This window comes from Brevibacterium sp. GP-SGM9 (assembly GCF_047300845.1).
Taxonomy (GTDB): domain Bacteria; phylum Actinomycetota; class Actinomycetes; order Actinomycetales; family Brevibacteriaceae; genus Brevibacterium.
This window is the reverse complement of sequence record NZ_CP178563.1, coordinates 559301-575652: the sequence shown is the minus strand read 5'-3', so window position 1 is coordinate 575652 and position 16352 is coordinate 559301. Positions and strand designations below refer to the sequence as shown.

Genomic DNA, 16352 nt, shown 5'->3' with positions numbered 1-16352 from the left:
TGCTCAGAGTTCTGAGATCTCGATGCTCTCGTCCTGCAGACGTGCCGCCGAGACTTCTTTGCCGATGAGTGCGCGCAGCTCGTCGCTGTAGTCCCAGATGTTGACATTCATGGCTGCGGTGACGCGACCGGCTCGGGTCCAGAAGGCGATGAACTCACCGCTGGACCTGTCGCCGCGGATGACGACATCGTCGTCTGCGCTGCCGTGGCCGACGTACTCCATGCCGAGGTCGTACTGGTCGGTGTAGAAGTACGGCTGCCAATCGTAGGACTTGGTGCCCCCGGTGATGGTGGAGGCGGCGACCTCGGCCTGCCGGACGGCATTGTCCCAGTGTTCGACGCGCAGACGCTCGTCGAGAAGGCTGTTGTGGGCCTTCGCGATGTCGCCGATCGCGAGGATCGTCGGTTCACTGGTGCGCATCTGCTCGTCGACGATGATGCCGCCATCGACGTAGAGTCCCGCCGCGGCGGCGAGTTCGACGGTGGGATCGGCGCCGATGCCGACCACGACGAGGTCGGCCGGGACGCTGCCGGCGCTGGTTTCGACGGCTTCGACGGCAGAGTCGCCGGTGAAGGCGGTGGTTTCGGCGTCGGCCAGGAATTCGACCCCGTTGGCCCGATGGAGATCCTCGAAGTGCTGACCGAGCTCATCACCGAGGACGGATTTGAGCGGCGGAGCCGAATGCAGGATCACGGTGACATCGCAGTCCTTGGACCTGGCCGCCGCGGCGACCTCGAGTCCGATCCACCCGCCGCCGATGATCGCGACCTTCTTTCCCCGGCCGAACTGAGACCGGATCGCGATTGCGTCGCCGGCGTCCCTGAGGGTGTGGATGTTGCCGAGGTTCTCACCCGGCACATCGAGCGTGCGGGGAGTCGAACCGGTGGCGAGGATCGCCTGCCCGTAGCTCAACGTCTCACCGTTATTGAGAGTCACGGTCCGGTTCTTCGGATCCAGGCCGGTGGCGGTGGTCCCGAAGAAGGTCGTGACATCGTGGTCGGGGTACCAGTTCTCGCCCCGCAGAGCCGAATCGGCCGGATCGCTGTCCTCGAGCATGACCTTCTTCGACAGGTCGGGTCGATAGTACGGTGCTGTAGGGTCGGCGCCGACGAGGGCGATCGAGGAGGCGTACCCGCCTTCCCGCAGTGATTCGACGACGGTTCCACCGCCGATTCCTGCTCCGATGATGACAGTTCCGAATTCCTGAGTCATTGCCAGTCCTTCCTCGAGGGGGATTTCTCCCAGCCTGTACCGACCTGAGCCGTTCGTCAAACGCCGCGGCGAACTTCGCTTCCTCTCGTTTTGTGTCGAACAGTGCTCCCGGCGTAAAGTGAGAGACGGAAGGGGCTTTAGCTCAGTTGGTAGAGCGTTTCGTTCGCAATGAAAAGGTCAGGGGTTCGATTCCCCTAAGCTCCACAATCGGTCGCCTGCGACCACCGACGAATCGGGCAGAGGTGCATTCGAAGTGAGAACGCGGACAGCTGTCATGGCGGGTCTGCTGGGTCTCTCGAGCGCCGTTCACTTCTCTCGTCCCCGCGTCTTCGACGCGATCGTACCGCCCGGACTGGGCAGCCCACGGAACTGGACCTATGTCAGCGGTGCCGCCGAACTCGGCTGCGCGCTGCTGCTGGCAGTCCCGCGCACGCGCAGGCTCGGAGGCGCCGCATCCGCAGCGCTGATGGTCGGAGTCTTCCCGGCGAACATCTACACCGTGGTCAAGCACTGGGAGGAGCCCAGGGCGCGTGCAATCTCCCTGGCTCGGCTGCCTCTGCAGATTCCTCTCGTGTGGCTGCCGGCGAGCATCGCCGCCGGCCGCGGATGACCCCGCGACTGACCTCTTCTCACTGAGTCAGCACCACCAACTGCGCGGTCGCCCGTGTCATCGCCACATAGCGGTCGACTCCTCCCTGCACTCCCTCCCCGAAACTCTCGGGTTCGTCGACGACCACCAGGTCGAATTCGAGGCCTTTGACGCCCTCCGGCCGCAGAACCGAGACCCGCGACGACGCCGAATCCGCGTGACGTTCGGGATCGACGGTCACCACGCAGGCCACCCCCTCGGCGTGATCGGTGCACCACGACTCGATGATGGTTCCAAGGTGCCGGCGCTGTTCGTATCGCACCGGATTCCCCGTGAATCTCACCGATTGCGGCACGTTCGCCTGGGGGAGGACCGCACGGATGGCCGGTTCGGCCACCTCCATCACCCCGGCGGGGGTCCGGTAGTTCACGATCAGTCCCACCTCGGCGACCTCCAGGCTGACCCGGCTCAGCCGGTCGGACCAGGACTCGGCGAAGCCGAGCCGTGACTGGGCCCGATCACCGACGATGGTCAGACTCCGTGAGGGACACCTGTCGAGGAGCATCCGCCACTGGGCCGGGGTGAGCACCTGCGCCTCGTCGACGACGATATGGCCGAAGGGACCGGCCAGACGATCGCCACGGGCGGACCCGCGCCCGGTCGGATCATCCAATGCCGAACGCAGATCATCACCCCGGAGCATCGTCATCTCCGCCAACTCGCTGTCATCGGCGGCGATGAGATCGTCGATGACAGCGCTCATCCGGTCGTGCTCGGCGCGGGCCTGCACCGAGGCGAGTCCCGCACGAGCGTTTTCGGCAGGATCACCGATTCGTCTGAGCGCGGCATCGATGAGAGGCATGTCCGCTTGGGTCCACTCCCGTGGATTCTCCCGCTGCAGGCAGGCGATCTCATCGTCGTCGAGCTCCGGCGCGGCCAGTCGTAGGTAGTCGGGCACCGTCCACAAGTCACCGGCGAGGTCGAGCGGATCGAGAATCGGCCAGGTGGTCGCAAACGTCTCTCGCAGCTTCGGATCCCGGGAAACCTCTTCGCGCACCCGGTCGGGATCGGCGTCTTCGTCGATCTCTGCAGCAGCCTCGACGAGGATGTCTACGAGGGAGTTCCACACCTGTTTACGCGCCGCATTGTGATCCGTCTCCTCCCGAGCGGCGAAGGCTTCGTTCCAGTGTTCGCGTCGGACGATCACCTCACCCCATGAGGTGTCGACGGCGAGGACCTGCCGAGGTGGCTGTTCGTAGAGGTGCGTCGCCGCGTCGAGGACGCTGACCGGGTCGAGTCTTCCCTTGATCTCCGCATCGGCGACTGCGTCGACTGTCACAGGTTCGACCGGAGTGAAATCCTCGAGAGTGCAGAGCCGGACGCGGTTCTCGCCGAGGCTGGGCAGAACGTCATCGACATAGTTGAGGTAGGCATGGGTGGGGCCGACGAACAGCAGCCCGCCACCGGTGCTGATCCGCGGCTGCGAGTAGAGCAGGTACGCGGCACGGTGGAGTGCGACGACTGTCTTACCGGTCCCCGGACCTCCGTCGATGACCAGTGCGGGTCGATCGGCGGCACGGATGATCGCATCCTGATCGGCCTGGATCGTCGCGACCACGTCACGCATCTTCGCCGATCGGCTGGCGTCGAGCGAAGCGATGAAGTCGGTGCGGTCGGCGGCTGCGCCCGGCCTGAGGGACTCGTCCCAGTAGTCGGTGATGCGTCCTTCGGACCACCGATAGCGGCGTCGGGAGGACAGACCGTGCCGGGAGACGGGGGTCGCAGCGAAGAAGGGTTCGGCACGGGGAGTCCGCCAGTCGACGAGCAGCTGGTCGCCGTCATCAGTTCGCAGGCCGAGCCGTCCGATGTAGACGATCTCGCCGGTCGCGGCGAGGACCATCCGGCCCAGACAGACATCGAGGTCGAACCGGCTGAGCAGCTTCAGGCGGTCAGAGAGTTCGCGGATGAGCGCATCGCGTTCGAGTCCGGTCTGCCCATCTCCTGCAGGAGACCGTCGAAGTCCGTCGATCCGGGATTCGAGATCGCGGCGGTCCCGGGCGAGCCGGTCGGCGATGCGGGTGAAGTGTCGGACATCGTCGTCGATGAGTTCGGGACGGGTCTTCGCGTTCAGCCGGGCTGGCAGATCGAAGAGTGTGGCAGGCATGCGGACTCCTGGGAACATAAGCGGGCGGCGGGGATGAAGACACTCATTGTTCACCCTGGTGGGGGCCTTGCGGCAAGCCCCCATCCGTGGCATATTCTGAGAATGGAGGAGACGTCGGTGGACGCGGTCGAAGCACTGCGCCGTCTGAGCTTCGCAGTCGCTACGTCGGCCTTCCAGATCGAGGGTGCGAGAACCGAAGACGGTCGAGGTCGATCGATCTGGGATGACTTCGTCGACACACCGGGCACGGTCATTGACGGCAGCACGGCTGAGCCCGGACCTGACAGCTACCACCGCAGCCGAGAGGACGTCGCGCTGCTCCGTGAGCTCGGCGTCGACCGGTACCGCTTCTCGATCTCCTGGACGCGCATCATTCCCGACGGTGGGGCAGGGACGCCGACCAACACCAAAGGCCTGGACTACTACGATCGGCTTGTCGACCAGATTCTCGAGGCCGGGGTCGTCCCCGAACCGACGCTCTATCATTGGGACCTGCCGGCACCGCTCGAAGCCGCAGGCGGCTGGCTGAATCGCGGCACCGCATTCCGCCTCGGCGACTATGCGGCGGTTGTGGCTTCCCGCCTCGGCGATCGGGTCTCCCACTGGTACACGATCAACGAGCCTGCCTCGACCGCACTGCAGGGCTATGCGCTCGACGAACTCGCTCCGGCTCGGGGCCTGCTCTTCGATGCACTGCCCAGCGTGCACCATCAGCTGTTGGCGCACGGCCTCGCCGCGGAGATCCTGCGCGAATACGGCGCCGTCCAGGCGGCTCCGGCACTCAACCACAGCCTCATCCTGCCGGCCTCTGACACCGAAGCCGACCTCGCAGCGGGGGCGGCTCTCGATACGATCATGAACAGACTCTTCGCCGATCCGTTGCTCCTGGGCACCTACCCGGACCTCGAAGGATTCGGTGCCGCCATGCCGATTAAGACCGGAGATATGGAGCTCATCTCGCGGACGACCGAGATCTACGGCCTCAACTACTACAATCCGATCACGGCAACCGCCTCGGATGGGCCTCTGCCCTTTGCGATGGTTCCCACCGAGGGCGCGGCGACCACCGGGTTCGGGCCGATGTGGCCGATCAGACCCGACACCCTCCGTGACTTCCTCATCGATATGTCGGACCGCTACGGATCGGCCCTGCCGCCGATCGTCATCGCGGAGAACGGCGCCGCGTTTCCGGAGCCCGCGCGCTGCTCCGAGGAGATCGCGGACGGGGATCGCATCTCCTACCTGCGCTCTCACCTCACCGCGGTCTGCGAAGCGATGGAGGCGGGCGTGCGTGTCGACGGATACACCGTGTGGTCGCTTCTGGACAACTTCGAATGGGCCGATGGCTTCACCCAGCGCTTCGGTCTCGTCCATGTGGATATGGACACCGGTGAACGCACCCCGAAGGCCTCCTTCCGGTGGCTGCGGGACCTCATCGCCGCGGTGAGATCGTGAGGCCCGTGACCGTCTCCGGGCAGCGGGACGGGGCGCGGGTCGGACCGCTGTGGATGGTCTGGTTCACCACCGCGTGGCTGGCGATCTGGACCGTCCAGCTCACCCCCGTCCAGCTTCTCCTGCCGTTGCAGCTCGAGACCCAGGGCGGAGAATGGATCGAGAGCGTCGTCTGGTCGGGCGTCGTCCTCTCGGCCGGGGGACTGGCCGGAATCGTCGTCGCCCCGCTCGCCGGTCGGCTCTCCGATCGCACCCGTTGGCGACTCGGTCGCCGGCGTCCCTGGGCGATCGCCGGATCCCTGTGTGCGGCACTCGGGCTGCTGCTCACCGGCATCGCCGAAGGCCCACTGCTCGTCGGAGCATCCTGGGTCATCGTGTCCGTGGGCGTCTCGACGGCTTCCGCGGCCCTGACAGCTCTCATCGCCGACCAGCTGGGAGCCCAGCGTGGTGCGGCCTCGGCGGCGGCAAGCTCGGCACAGGCCGTCGGCGTCGTCGTCGGGATCGGGGCCGTTGTGCTGTTGGGACTGAGCCCCGGTGCCTCCTACGTGCTGCTCGCCGGACTCATCGCAGTCATCGGGACAGGCACCGCACTGCTGCTGCCCGATCCGGCTCCTCCCCACCCCGCCTTAAGCGATCTCCACCGTCATCAGGTGCTGGCCGCGCCGCGGATCTCATCCCTCCTCGACAACAACTTCAGATGGCTCGTAACCACGCGCTTCATCGTCAACCTCGGCAATGCCTTCGGCACCTCGCTGCTGCTGTTCTTCCTCCTCCACGGCCTCGGTTTCCCCGCCGACAGCGCTGACGACGGTCTGCTCGTCCTGGTCATCATCTATACGGTTTTCGTCGTCATCGCCTCGGTGCTGGTCGGCATCATCACCGACCGCAGCGGCAATCGACGGCTGTGGACGATCACATCCGCACTGGTGCAGGCCTGTTCCGGCGTGCTCATCCTGATCAATCCCAATTTTGCGACTACGGCCTGTGCGGCAGGGATCATGGGCGCGGGATACGGGGCGTACATGGCGGTCAGCCTCGCCTTCGCCACCGACCTGCTGCTCGATCCCGACGACCATGCCCGCGATCTGAGCATCGTCAACAATTCGGCCAACCTCGGTCAGCTGCTGGGACCATTGCTCGGCGCCGGGCTGGTCGCACTCGTCGGCGGATTCTGGCTGCTCTTCGCAGCCGCTGCGTTCTGCTCGGTCCTCGGGGCGGCGATGACTCTGCGAATCACCACCCGGCCTTCACTGTGAAGATCCGGGCACCTGGAGTGACCGGGCCCCGCGAATCGCCTAGGAGAGGCCCAGCAGCTTGCCGCTCTTCGACAGCTCCGGGTCGGTGCACGCGGACAGATCGAAACAGCAGGGGCGGCGCTTGCCGGATTCGAGCTTCGAGATCGCGACGTCGACCCGACGGGCTCGGGTGTCGGCGTTCTTCGTCGCCTTGATCCATCGCACCCATTCCCAGCGGGCCATGGGGGTCAGGCCCGCCCACACCTCGTCGAGGTCGCCGGCGTCGTCGAGAGCGCTGCGCAGGTCGTCGGGCACATCGACCTCGGGCCAGTCCTTCGTGGGCGTCACCTCGACCTGGACCGTGTCTCCGGGACTGACCTGCATCTTCGACCACAGGTCGTCATCGACGCTGATCCAGTGACCGCGCATCCCATCGGGTTCGACCACCGTCGTGAACTCCTGGCCCGCGGCAGCTCCCGTGACGGCGACCTGTCCGCGCGAGGGCAGCTGGGTGCTCGCCTCTGCGGGCAGACGCAGGATCGCTCGCTCATTGAGGACCTCCGCAGTGCTGGAGAAGGTGATCGCCGAGGCGGGGGAGACCGTCTTCGCAGGCATGGGCATGCTCCTTGGGGTGTGGCTCGTCGGTAAGCGGCAGGCGCGGTGTGTGGCCGCCGGAGTTCAAGCATAGCCCCGGCGGCCCGCGGTGACTTCTCGATTCCTGCCGAGACGATCACCGCACCGCGGTCACCGCCCCTCGTTGATCCGAGCCGCCGATTGTCAGCCGAGGCGTCGACCGCTCCATTCGGGGGTGTGTGTTCGGAATCCTGCGATTCGCGTGCGCACGCCGGCTGGGAAGTCGGTGGCCCGCTGCTCGTGCTGGTCGACGTGGAGGCAGACGATCTCCTCGGTGGCCACCAGGCGGTCATCGACGTGCATCTCGTAGGCGAGATGGAGCTTCTTGTCTCCGGCTGCGACGAGCATCGGGGTGACGTGCAGCCGCGATCCCAGCGCAACCTCGTCGAGGTAGCGGATATGGGATTCGACCGTGTACAGGGAGGCGCCGACGCTGCTTCGGTACTGCTCATCGAGGCCCAGCTGATCCATCACCTGATCGGTGGCGAAGCCGAAAACGAGGACGTAGTAGGCCTCTGACATGTGCCCGTTGTAGTCAATCCACTCCGGACTGACCTCGGTCGTATAGGTCTGGAGAACTGTTGACTCCGCTGTCGGTTCTGCGGATGTCTGCTCCCCTGTGGGAACCGACGCCGAGGGAACCGGTGCCGACTCTTGGTCGGAGGTGAGCGACGCGGTGAGCTTGCGGAGGGCGATGATCCCGGCGTCCCGCTGGGCGACGAGCTCGGCGATTTTCCGTGTGCCGCTGGCGATGTCGCAGCCGGCGACCACGCTGTCGCGGAGGTTCTGGGTGAGTTCCGGAGCCTCGAGACGCGTCCACGGGGACTTCAGCGACGGTCCGAAGTGGTCGAGCATATGCGCCATCCCGCCCTCACCGCCGGCGAGGTGGAAGGTGAGCATAGGTCCTTGAAACGGCCATCTCAGCCCGGGGCCGTCGGTGATCGACCGGTCGATCTGCTCGACGGTCGCCTCACCCTGATCGATCATGTGCAGGGCCTCGCGCCACTGCGCCTCCTGCAGGCGGTTGGCGATGAACCCGGGAACCTCCTGATCCATGCGGATCACGGATTTGCCGATATGAGAGTAGAACTCGGCAGCCCAGTCGACCGCTTCATCCGCCGTGGCCTGACCGCCGACGACCTCGACGAGAGGGATGAGATAGGGCGGATTGAACGGGTGCCCGACGACGAAACGTTCGGGATGAGAGGTCTCGGTGGCCATCTCAGTCATGCTGTAGCCGGAGGTGGACGAACCGATGATGACATGTTCTGGGCAGACGGCATCGATCCCGGCGAGCAGTGCCTGTTTGAGTTCGAGGTTCTCCGGTGCCGACTCCTGGACGAACCCGGTGTCCGCGACCGCCTCGGCGAGGTCGGTGTGCAGGGACCAGTTCGACTTGTCTGCGCCGGGAACCATGTCGAGCTCGGCCAGGGCGGGCCAGGCGGCCTCGATGAGCCGGGTGAGCTTCTCATCGGCGTCGGGTGCGGGATCCCAGACCTTGACCCTGAAGCCGCGAGCGAGGAAGTAGGCGGCCCAGCCCCCGCCGATGGTGCCGGCGCCGATGCAGGTGACCGTCGTGATCTCCTCGACCGCCGCTCGGTCGGGGTTTCCGAAAAGTTCGACGCTCACAGATCAGCCCCCGAGACGATCGGTGTCTGGACCCGGAGGTCGAGGATCTCACGGGCTTCGTCGGGGGTGGCAACCGCGGCGCCGAGGTTCTCGATGATGGAGACGGCACGGGAGGTGAGTTCCGCGTTAGTGGCCTTGACTCCCTTGGACAGGTAGAGGTTGTCCTCGAGACCGACCCGGGCATGGCCTCCGGCGAGCACGGACTGAGCCACCCACGGCAACTGGTTCGCTCCGATCGCGAACGAGGTGAATTGGGCGCCCTTGGGCAGCATGCTCACCATCGCGGCAAGCAGGCCGGCGTCGACGGGCGCCCCATAGGGCACGCCCATGCACAGCTGGTACAGCGGCGGGGGATCGATGAGTCCCTCCTCGACGAGGACGTTGGCGAACCACAGGTTGCCGGTATCAAAGATCTCGAGTTCAGGTCGCACCCCGAGGGTCTGGATCCGCTTCGAGCCCTCGCGGAGCATGTCCGGGGTCGAGACGTAGATGTTCGATCCCTCACCGAAGTTGAGCGAGCCGCAGTCGAGGGTGCAGATCTCCGGCAGCAGCTCCTCGACGTGGGGGAGCCGTTCGAGGGCGTTGACGAGATCGGTGCCCGGCATATGCGTGGTCGGATCCTGCGGATCGACGACGAGGTCTCCGCCCATTCCTGCGGTGAGGTTGAGGACCGGATCGACATCCGAGGAGCGGACCCGGCGGACGACCTCGCGGTAGTAGGCGACCTCCCGAGATCCCTGTTTGGTCTCGAGGTCGCGGACGTGGATGTGCACGACCGAGGCGCCGGCTCGGGCGGCGGCGATCGCATCATCGGCGATCTCGGCCGGTGTGACGGGAACGTGTTCGCTCTTTCCGGTCGTGTCGCCGGCACCGGTCACGGCGCAGGTGAGTATGACTTTGCGATTCATGATGACTCCTCATCAGTTGAGTTCTTCTTGGTCTCGTGCTCTTCGGTGATCGTTCGGTCAAGGTAGTTCGCGAGCCGCATGCGGAACGTCGAGGCGTCTAAGACTCCGGTGAGCACCTTGACCCCGAGGCCGTCGAGCAGCGATGTCAGCTCGTCGGTCATGGCAGCAGCATCTCCTGCCCGGAAGAGACCCTGGTCCTGCCCGTCGGCGATCGTCCGGCGCACCGTCGTCGACCAGCGTTCATAGCTTTCGAGGTAGTGCGCGGCGTCGGCTCCCTCGAGGGAGAGTCGAGCCCAGGTCTGGACCCAGATCGACCACTCGCTGCGGGAGGTCCTGCCGATGGGCGACTGGAGTTCGAGCAGCCTTTCAAGTCGCCTCCGGGGATTGCGGATTCCGCTCAGCCAGGCGATCTGTCGGTCGAAGGCGAGCTTGACGGAATGATCGAGCGTGGCATCGAAGAGGTCCGATTTGCTGGAGAAGTAGTAGTGGACACTCGCACTCGACACGCCTGCCGCCTCGGCGATGTCCGCAATTCGCACGGCCTCGTAGCCGAGTCGGGCGAACAGGTCCCAGGCGATTTCGACGATGTACCTCCGGGGCGTCGCCTCGGCGGCCTCGGACTCCTCGGGCACGGACGGTGTGCGACTCGGTGCGGCGGAGACCTCGGATTCGTCTCCGAGCAGCCATCGGACCGTCACCCCCGTCGAGGTGGCCAGGCCGAACAGCTCCTCGGCGGTGAAGCGTCGATTGCCCGCCAGGGATTTCGACAGCTTCGTCTCATCGATGCCGATGGCCGCGGCGATGCGCCGTTGACTGAGACCGCTGCGTAGGATCGCGTCCTTCGCCCGTCCCGATGTGGCCTGGGAATCGATCTGCACGTGCATGGTGCGAATCTACCCGCCGATTGCGGGAAACGCAAGCAATTGTGACTGAGAATCAGGACTTGCGAGTTACTTGCGTGAATCTGCCGCCCGGGGGAGTCCACGTGAAGGCCTCGCCAGACCGCACGAGCAGATAGTCTCGTTCTGAAGAAGCGATCCGCAATTGCCGCCGCCGTCCAGGAGGGACCGATGAACGACAGTCTCCATTCCCGCATGCACGTGGTCTCCGATGAGACCCGCAACCTCGTCAATCTCGTCCTGGAGTACTCCCGGCGACGCACCTTGGCCGTGGACACCCCCTTGGACCACCCGACCACAAATACCGAACTCAAGCGTCTGGCCGGTCCGACGATCACCGAAGAGGGTGTGGGATCCTCTCGTGCACTGGCGATCTTCGAGCACATCTTCGCTCCCGCCTGCATCACCACCGATCATCCGAAGTACCTGTCCTTCATTCCCAGCGCTCCGACGAAGGCCGCCGTCGCCTTCGACCTCGTCGTTTCGGCGAGTGCCCTCTACGGGGGATCGTGGCTCGAAGGTGCCGGAGTCGTCCATGCCGAGAACGAGGTGCTGTCCTGGCTGGCCGGCGAATTCGGACTGCCAGACACCGCCGGCGGCGTCTTCGTCCAGGGCGGGACGATCGGCAACCTCTCCGCCCTCGTCGCCGCTCGCGATGCACAGAAGCGCAAGCTCGGTGAGAACCGCCCCGCTCGTTGGGTGATCGTGTGCAGTGCCGAGGCTCACTCCTCCGTCGCCTCGGCGGCCGAGGTGATGGACGTCGATGTCGCCCCCGTGGCCACCGGGGACGACGGAATCCTTGGTCCCGAAGGTGTGCGCGCCGCCTTGGAGGAGCACGGCGACGCGGTGATCGCGGTCGTGGCCACCTCGGGCACGACGAACTTCGGCACCATCGATGACATCGCCGGTATCGCCGCGCTCAAGGACGACTTCGACTTCTGGCTGCACATCGACGGTGCTTACGGGCTGGCCGCGATGCTCTCGCCCCTGGCCAGGCACAAGTTCGCCGGTGTCGAGTCCGCCGATTCCCTCATCGTCGATCCGCATAAGTGGCTCTTCGCGCCCTTCGACGCCTGCGCCCTGCTCTACCGCGATCCGCGAGCCGGGCGGCGAGCGCACACCCAGCACGCCGAATACCTCGACACTCTCACCGAAGCTGAGGAGTGGAGTCCTTCGGACTATGCGATCCAGCTGACCAGGCGTCCCCGTGGTCTTCCGCTGTGGTATTCGCTGGCCAGCTATGGGGCGGAGACCTACCGGGAGGCGATCGGGCATTCGATCGAGCTGGCGATGCAGATCGGCTCGGAGATCAAGAAGCGGCCGAACCTGCGGCTCGTGCGTGAACCCGAACTGTCCGTGGTCGTCTTCGAACGTGACGGCTGGTCTCGGCAGGACTACCAGGCGTGGTCGGATCGGCTCTTGGAGGATCAGCGTGCGTTCGTCGTGCCGAGCTCGCACAACGGGCGACCGAACGCGCGCTTCGCAATCGTCAATCCGCTCACCACGCTCGAGGACCTCATCGACATCCTCGACACCATGGAGTGAGGACCCTCAGTCCTCTGGCGACTGCTGCGGTGCTCGGCGGGAACGCAGCTCGACGGTGAATGTCGGCAGCAGCGCCTGGGTGATCGGTCCGATGCCGAAGGCATAGAGGACCGTGCCGATGCCGAAGACGCCGCCGAGCAGCCAGCCGGCCGCGACGACGGTGATCTCGATGAGGGTACGCACAAGCCGGATCGAGCGTCCCGTGACGCGGGAGAGTCCGGTCATCAGGCCGTCGCGGGGGCCGGGTCCGAATTGGGATCCGATGTACATCGCCGAGGCGGTCCCGTTGAGGACGATGCCTCCGACCAGCAGCGCGATGTTCCATCCCAGCTCCTCCGGCTGCGGGAGGAACAGGCGGGTGAGGTCCAGCGAGGGGCCGATGAGCAGGGCATTGAACACGGTGCCGATGCCCGGCTGCTGTCTCAGCGGGATCCAGATGAGCAGAACGAGGAAGGACGCGATCGTCACGATCGTCCCGAAGCTCAGCGGGATGTGGCGCAGGATGCCGGAGTGGAGCACGTCCCAGGGCATCATGCCCAGGCCCGAGGTCACCATCATCGCCATCGACGCCCCGTAGAGGTAGAGGCCGATGAGCAGCTGCGGGAGTCGTCGGGGGAGCCGTCCGGCTCTGAGCTGCTGGATCGGTCCGATATTGGCGAGTTCGCGCTTGGGCGTGGGAGTCGATGGCATGCGAGGCTTTCAGAAGTCGTGCTGTGTCAGTCTCATCCTCTCGTGGACTGGCCTTGCAGAAAATAGCCAATTGTCGGAAAGTGGTCACCAGGAGGCTCCCATGAATCCCAGCACGATGAGCGGAAACCGGCTCGCCGGCATCATCGGCACCGGCCCCTGGCCATCACCCGCCTACGACTCTCTGCATGCGGCGATCTCGCGCGTGATCGCCGATGGACGGCTGCCGGTCGGCACGCGCCTGCCGAGCGAAAGAGAGCTGGCCACCGCCATCGGCCTGTCCCGGACGACGACGACCCGGACCTACGGACTGCTGCGTGAGCAGGGGTTCCTCCTCACCCGTCGCGGCTCCGGCAGCATCGTCCGGCTGCCGAACGTCCCGGGCGGGCGGATCGACCACCTGCTCACGCCCGCCGGCGCGGACGAATCCGAGATCGACCTGACCTGCACGGCGCAGGTCGCCTCTCCTTGGCTCTTGGGCGCTTACGACCGTGCGCTCTCACAGCTTCCGGCTTATCTGCCCGGCACAGGCTACTACCCGTCCGGGCTGCCGGTGCTGCGGGAGGCCATCGCCGAGCGCTTCACGCGACGGGGTGCTCCGACAGATCCCGATCAGATCCTCATCACTTCGGGGGCCTTCGGCGCTGTTGCCATCGCCGTGCGAGCGCTGCTGCAGGGGTCCAGAGCGCATCCCCCGGATCGGAGTTCCTCCCGACGGATCCTCATCGAGAGCCCGACCTATCCCAATGCGATCGCCACCTTGGAAGGTGCCGGGGCCTCGCTGGTGTCCTATCCGCTCGAGATCGGTGAGGACGGACACTACTGGGACCTTGCAGCCATGGAACAGGCGCTGCACCGGTCCCGAATCCGCGCGACCTACCTCATTCCGGATTTCCACAATCCCACCGGAGCGCTCCTGCCGGAGTCGGCACGCGGTGAGCTCGCAGAGCTGCTGCAACGGCACTCAGTGACCCCGATCATCGACGAATCGATCGTCGAGCTCGGACTCGAGGACGCACCGACGCCGACGCCTCTGGCGAAGTTCGCTCCGAACTCGATCACGGCCGGCAGCACGAGCAAGATCTTCTGGGGCGGCCTGCGAGTGGGGTGGATGCGCCTGCCTCGTCACCTCATCGACTCGATGGCCGCGACGAGGCTCAGTCTCGATCTCGGTGCCCCGGTCCTCGAACAGCTCGTCGCTGCCGAGCTAATGCGCGACCATGATGCGATCCTTCCCGACTACCTGGACAAGCTGCGCACAGGTCGGGACATCCTCGTCGCACAGGTGCGCACCCACCTTCCCTCCTGGGACCTGAGCGTTCCCGCCGGGGGAATGGCGCTGTGGGTGCGACTGCCCGAGGAGCGCTCCGGGGCCTTGGCGATCGCCGCGAGGGAACAGGGACTGGCCCTCGTGGCCGGACCGAACTTCGCCCCCAGCGGCGGACTCGACGGATGGATCCGCCTACCGTACACGGCGGCACACGAGCAGCTCTCACAGCTGGGTCCGCGGCTGGCCGCGGCCTGGGAGGATGCCCTATCGATGGAGGGACGGATCCCGGCCGGACGGGCCCGCATCGTCGCCTGAGCCGATGGGTACCATGGGGATATGGCCCAGGACGATCGACTCAGTCACGATGCACAGTTCTCGACGGCGACGAGCGTGGAGGACTTCCGCGCCAATATCGCCGAGGTGGAGCGCCGGATCGCAGCGGCCGCCGAACGCGCGGGTCGAGAGGCCTCTGAGATCGAGCTGCTGCCGGTGAGCAAGACCGTTGAGCAGGACCGGATCCGTCTCGCAGTCGCCGCAGGCTGCACCAAACTCGGAGAGAACAAGGTCCAGGAGGCCTACCGCAAATCCGAGGAGATGTCCGACCTTGAGGTCGACTGGGCCGTCATCGGACACCTGCAGTCGAACAAGGCCCGGGATGTGGCGAAGTTCGCCGCCGAGTTCCAGGCCCTCGATCGGCTCAAGGTCGCCAAGGGACTCGATCGACGACTTCGCGACGAAGGCAGAACCCTCGACGTCTACGTCCAGGTCAACACCTCTGCAGAGGAATCGAAATTCGGTCTGCCCCCGGATGAGCTCATCGGCTTCCTCCATGAGCTGCCGCAATTCGACATGCTCAGAGTCAGGGGCCTGATGACCCTGGCGGTGTTCTCCTCCGATATCGACCGTGTCCGCTCCTGCTTCCGACTGCTGCGTCGGCTCCGCGACGAGGTGAGGGCGACCGACCTCGAACTCATCGGGGACGGGAAGCTGTCGATGGGCATGTCCGGGGACTTCGAAGTCGCGATCGAAGAAGGCGCCGACTGCGTCCGCGTCGGTCAGGCGATCTTCGGACGGCGATCCCTGCCCGACAGTCACTATTGGCCGGAGGGCACCTGAGTCTCTCGGCGACGCTGCACGTTCTCGAACGACACCAGGTCGCCTGCTATCTCATCGCCATCGGCGTCGGGGGCATTCTCGGATCGGCCGTGCCGATGGGCTCTCAGCTGGCCGCCTCGGCGATCTCACCGTGCCTCATCGTGCTCCTGTTCGTGACCTTTCTCGAGATGCCGTTCGACCGGCTCGCCGCGGCATTACGCGATCTCAGGTTCCTCGGCGCCGTGATCGGCCTGAACTTCCTCATCGTCCCCCTCGTGGTCGCGTCACTGCATACGCTCATCCCACTGAATGAGTCCGTGGCCGTACCCGCGCTCATCGTCCTGCTCACTCCCTGCATCGACTACGTCCTCGTCTTCACGAAGCTCGCCGGTGGCGCAGCGGATCGTCTGCTCGTCCTCACCCCTCTGCTCATGATTGCTCAGGTCGCGCTGCTGCCCGGCTACCTGTGGGCGATTCTGGGGACCTCGGCCGCCGCGACCATTCCACCGGGACCCTTCGTCGAGGCACTGGCACTCTTCGTCCTCCTCCCGCTGCTGGCCGCGGTCATCTTCCGCCTGCTGGCACACAGAGTGCACCGGGTCGGATCCGGCCTCGCGTACGCCTCACGGTCGATGGTCGTCATCATGTCGCTGACTCTTGCCGTCATCGCGGCGGGCCAGATCCCAGTGCTCGGTCCCTACGCCTCCGAACTGGGGCTGGCGGTCGCGCTGTTTGCGCTCTTCGCGGTCATCATGGTCGTCCTGGGCCGGCTCCTGTCGTGGATCCTGCGGTTGCCTGCGGGCAGTGCCAACGCTCTGATCTTCAGCGGAGTGACCAGGAACTCTCTGATCATGCTGCCCATCGTGCGGGCCGTGGACGGTGCCGGACCGGGTGCGGCCGTGGTCGTCTCGCAGACGATCGTCGAACTCTTCGTGATGCTTGCGCTCGTGCGCTCGATGCGGTGGATCGCGCCTCCAGGTGCCGTGTCCGAAAACCGCTAGTATTGTCATCTCCCTGCGGGGCAGAATGGACGT

The 16352-nt window shown here is 65.7% G+C and carries 14 protein-coding genes and 1 tRNA gene; 8 read left to right on the top strand and 7 right to left on the bottom strand.

Going from position 1 to position 16352, the window contains the following annotated elements; genetic code table 11:
- Positions 1-3 precede the first annotated feature (3 nt).
- A complete protein-coding gene (locus ACH82I_RS02575; RefSeq protein WP_230743883.1) occupies positions 4-1212 on the bottom strand; it encodes an NAD(P)/FAD-dependent oxidoreductase in 1209 nt (402 codons plus the stop codon).
- Positions 1213-1343: 131 nt separating this feature from the next.
- On the opposite strand from ACH82I_RS02575, the gene ACH82I_RS02570 reads away from it, so the two are divergent.
- Positions 1344-1416: transfer RNA gene (locus ACH82I_RS02570), tRNA-Ala, on the top strand.
- 49 nt (positions 1417-1465) lie between these two features.
- The gene (locus ACH82I_RS02565) at positions 1466-1822 is read left to right on the top strand and encodes a hypothetical protein (RefSeq protein WP_330166642.1); all 357 of its coding nucleotides are present in this window, start codon (positions 1466-1468) and stop codon (positions 1820-1822) included.
- 19 nt (positions 1823-1841) lie between these two features.
- Here the strand turns inward: ACH82I_RS02565 and helR are convergent, their stop codons facing one another.
- Positions 1842-3965: an RNA polymerase recycling motor ATPase HelR gene (gene helR, locus ACH82I_RS02560; RefSeq protein ID WP_413335298.1), complete on the bottom strand. Its 2124-nt coding sequence runs from the start codon at positions 3963-3965 to the stop codon at positions 1842-1844.
- Between the two features lie 102 nt (positions 3966-4067).
- On the opposite strand from helR, the gene ACH82I_RS02555 reads away from it, so the two are divergent.
- Entirely contained in the window at positions 4068-5420 is a 1353-nt protein-coding gene (locus ACH82I_RS02555) for a glycoside hydrolase family 1 protein (protein ID WP_413335296.1), read from the top strand.
- Complete coding sequence (locus ACH82I_RS02550) at positions 5417-6673, top strand: MFS transporter (RefSeq protein ID WP_413335294.1); 1257 nt, start codon at positions 5417-5419, stop codon at positions 6671-6673. Before ACH82I_RS02555 ends, ACH82I_RS02550 begins: the two co-directional genes overlap by 4 nt.
- 39 nt (positions 6674-6712) lie before the next feature.
- On the opposite strand, the gene ACH82I_RS02545 is transcribed toward ACH82I_RS02550, so the two are convergent.
- From ACH82I_RS02545 to ACH82I_RS02530, 4 genes are all read right to left on the bottom strand, one after another.
- Positions 6713-7267, bottom strand: a complete 555-nt coding sequence (locus tag ACH82I_RS02545) for a YdeI/OmpD-associated family protein (protein ID WP_413335292.1) — start codon at positions 7265-7267, stop codon at positions 6713-6715.
- Between the two features lie 162 nt (positions 7268-7429).
- Positions 7430-8914, bottom strand: coding sequence for a 3-hydroxyacyl-CoA dehydrogenase NAD-binding domain-containing protein (locus tag ACH82I_RS02540; protein WP_413335290.1), 1485 nt, complete (start codon positions 8912-8914; stop codon positions 7430-7432).
- Positions 8911-9822, bottom strand: coding sequence for a 3-keto-5-aminohexanoate cleavage protein (locus ACH82I_RS02535; protein WP_230743888.1), 912 nt, complete (start codon positions 9820-9822; stop codon positions 8911-8913). Before ACH82I_RS02535 ends, ACH82I_RS02540 begins: the two co-directional genes overlap by 4 nt.
- On the bottom strand, positions 9819-10706 hold the full coding sequence (locus ACH82I_RS02530; RefSeq protein ID WP_413335288.1) for a TetR family transcriptional regulator C-terminal domain-containing protein: 888 nt from the start codon (positions 10704-10706) through the stop codon (positions 9819-9821). The genes ACH82I_RS02535 and ACH82I_RS02530 overlap by 4 nt, the downstream gene beginning before the upstream one ends.
- A 186-nt stretch (positions 10707-10892) precedes the next feature.
- Here ACH82I_RS02530 and ACH82I_RS02525 point away from each other — a divergent pair, with 186 nt between their 5' ends.
- Positions 10893-12266, top strand: a complete 1374-nt coding sequence (locus ACH82I_RS02525) for a pyridoxal phosphate-dependent decarboxylase family protein (RefSeq protein WP_413335286.1) — start codon at positions 10893-10895, stop codon at positions 12264-12266.
- A 6-nt stretch (positions 12267-12272) separates the two neighbouring features.
- On the opposite strand, the gene ACH82I_RS02520 is transcribed toward ACH82I_RS02525, so the two are convergent.
- Positions 12273-12956: a YczE/YyaS/YitT family protein gene (locus ACH82I_RS02520; RefSeq protein ID WP_413335284.1), complete on the bottom strand. Its 684-nt coding sequence runs from the start codon at positions 12954-12956 to the stop codon at positions 12273-12275.
- A gap of 100 nt (positions 12957-13056) precedes the next feature.
- Between ACH82I_RS02520 and ACH82I_RS02515 the strand changes: the two genes are divergently transcribed.
- The 3 genes from ACH82I_RS02515 to ACH82I_RS02505 are packed head-to-tail and all read left to right on the top strand — an operon-like array spanning position 13057 to position 16319.
- On the top strand, positions 13057-14538 hold the full coding sequence (locus ACH82I_RS02515; RefSeq protein WP_413335282.1) for a PLP-dependent aminotransferase family protein: 1482 nt from the start codon (positions 13057-13059) through the stop codon (positions 14536-14538).
- A 21-nt stretch (positions 14539-14559) separates the two neighbouring features.
- Positions 14560-15339 carry a YggS family pyridoxal phosphate-dependent enzyme gene (locus ACH82I_RS02510; RefSeq protein ID WP_413335280.1) on the top strand — a complete coding sequence of 260 codons (780 nt, stop codon included), beginning with the start codon at positions 14560-14562 and terminating at the stop codon, positions 15337-15339.
- Positions 15321-16319: an arsenic resistance protein gene (locus ACH82I_RS02505; RefSeq protein WP_413335279.1), complete on the top strand. Its 999-nt coding sequence runs from the start codon at positions 15321-15323 to the stop codon at positions 16317-16319. Before ACH82I_RS02510 ends, ACH82I_RS02505 begins: the two co-directional genes overlap by 19 nt.
- Positions 16320-16352 lie beyond the last annotated feature (33 nt).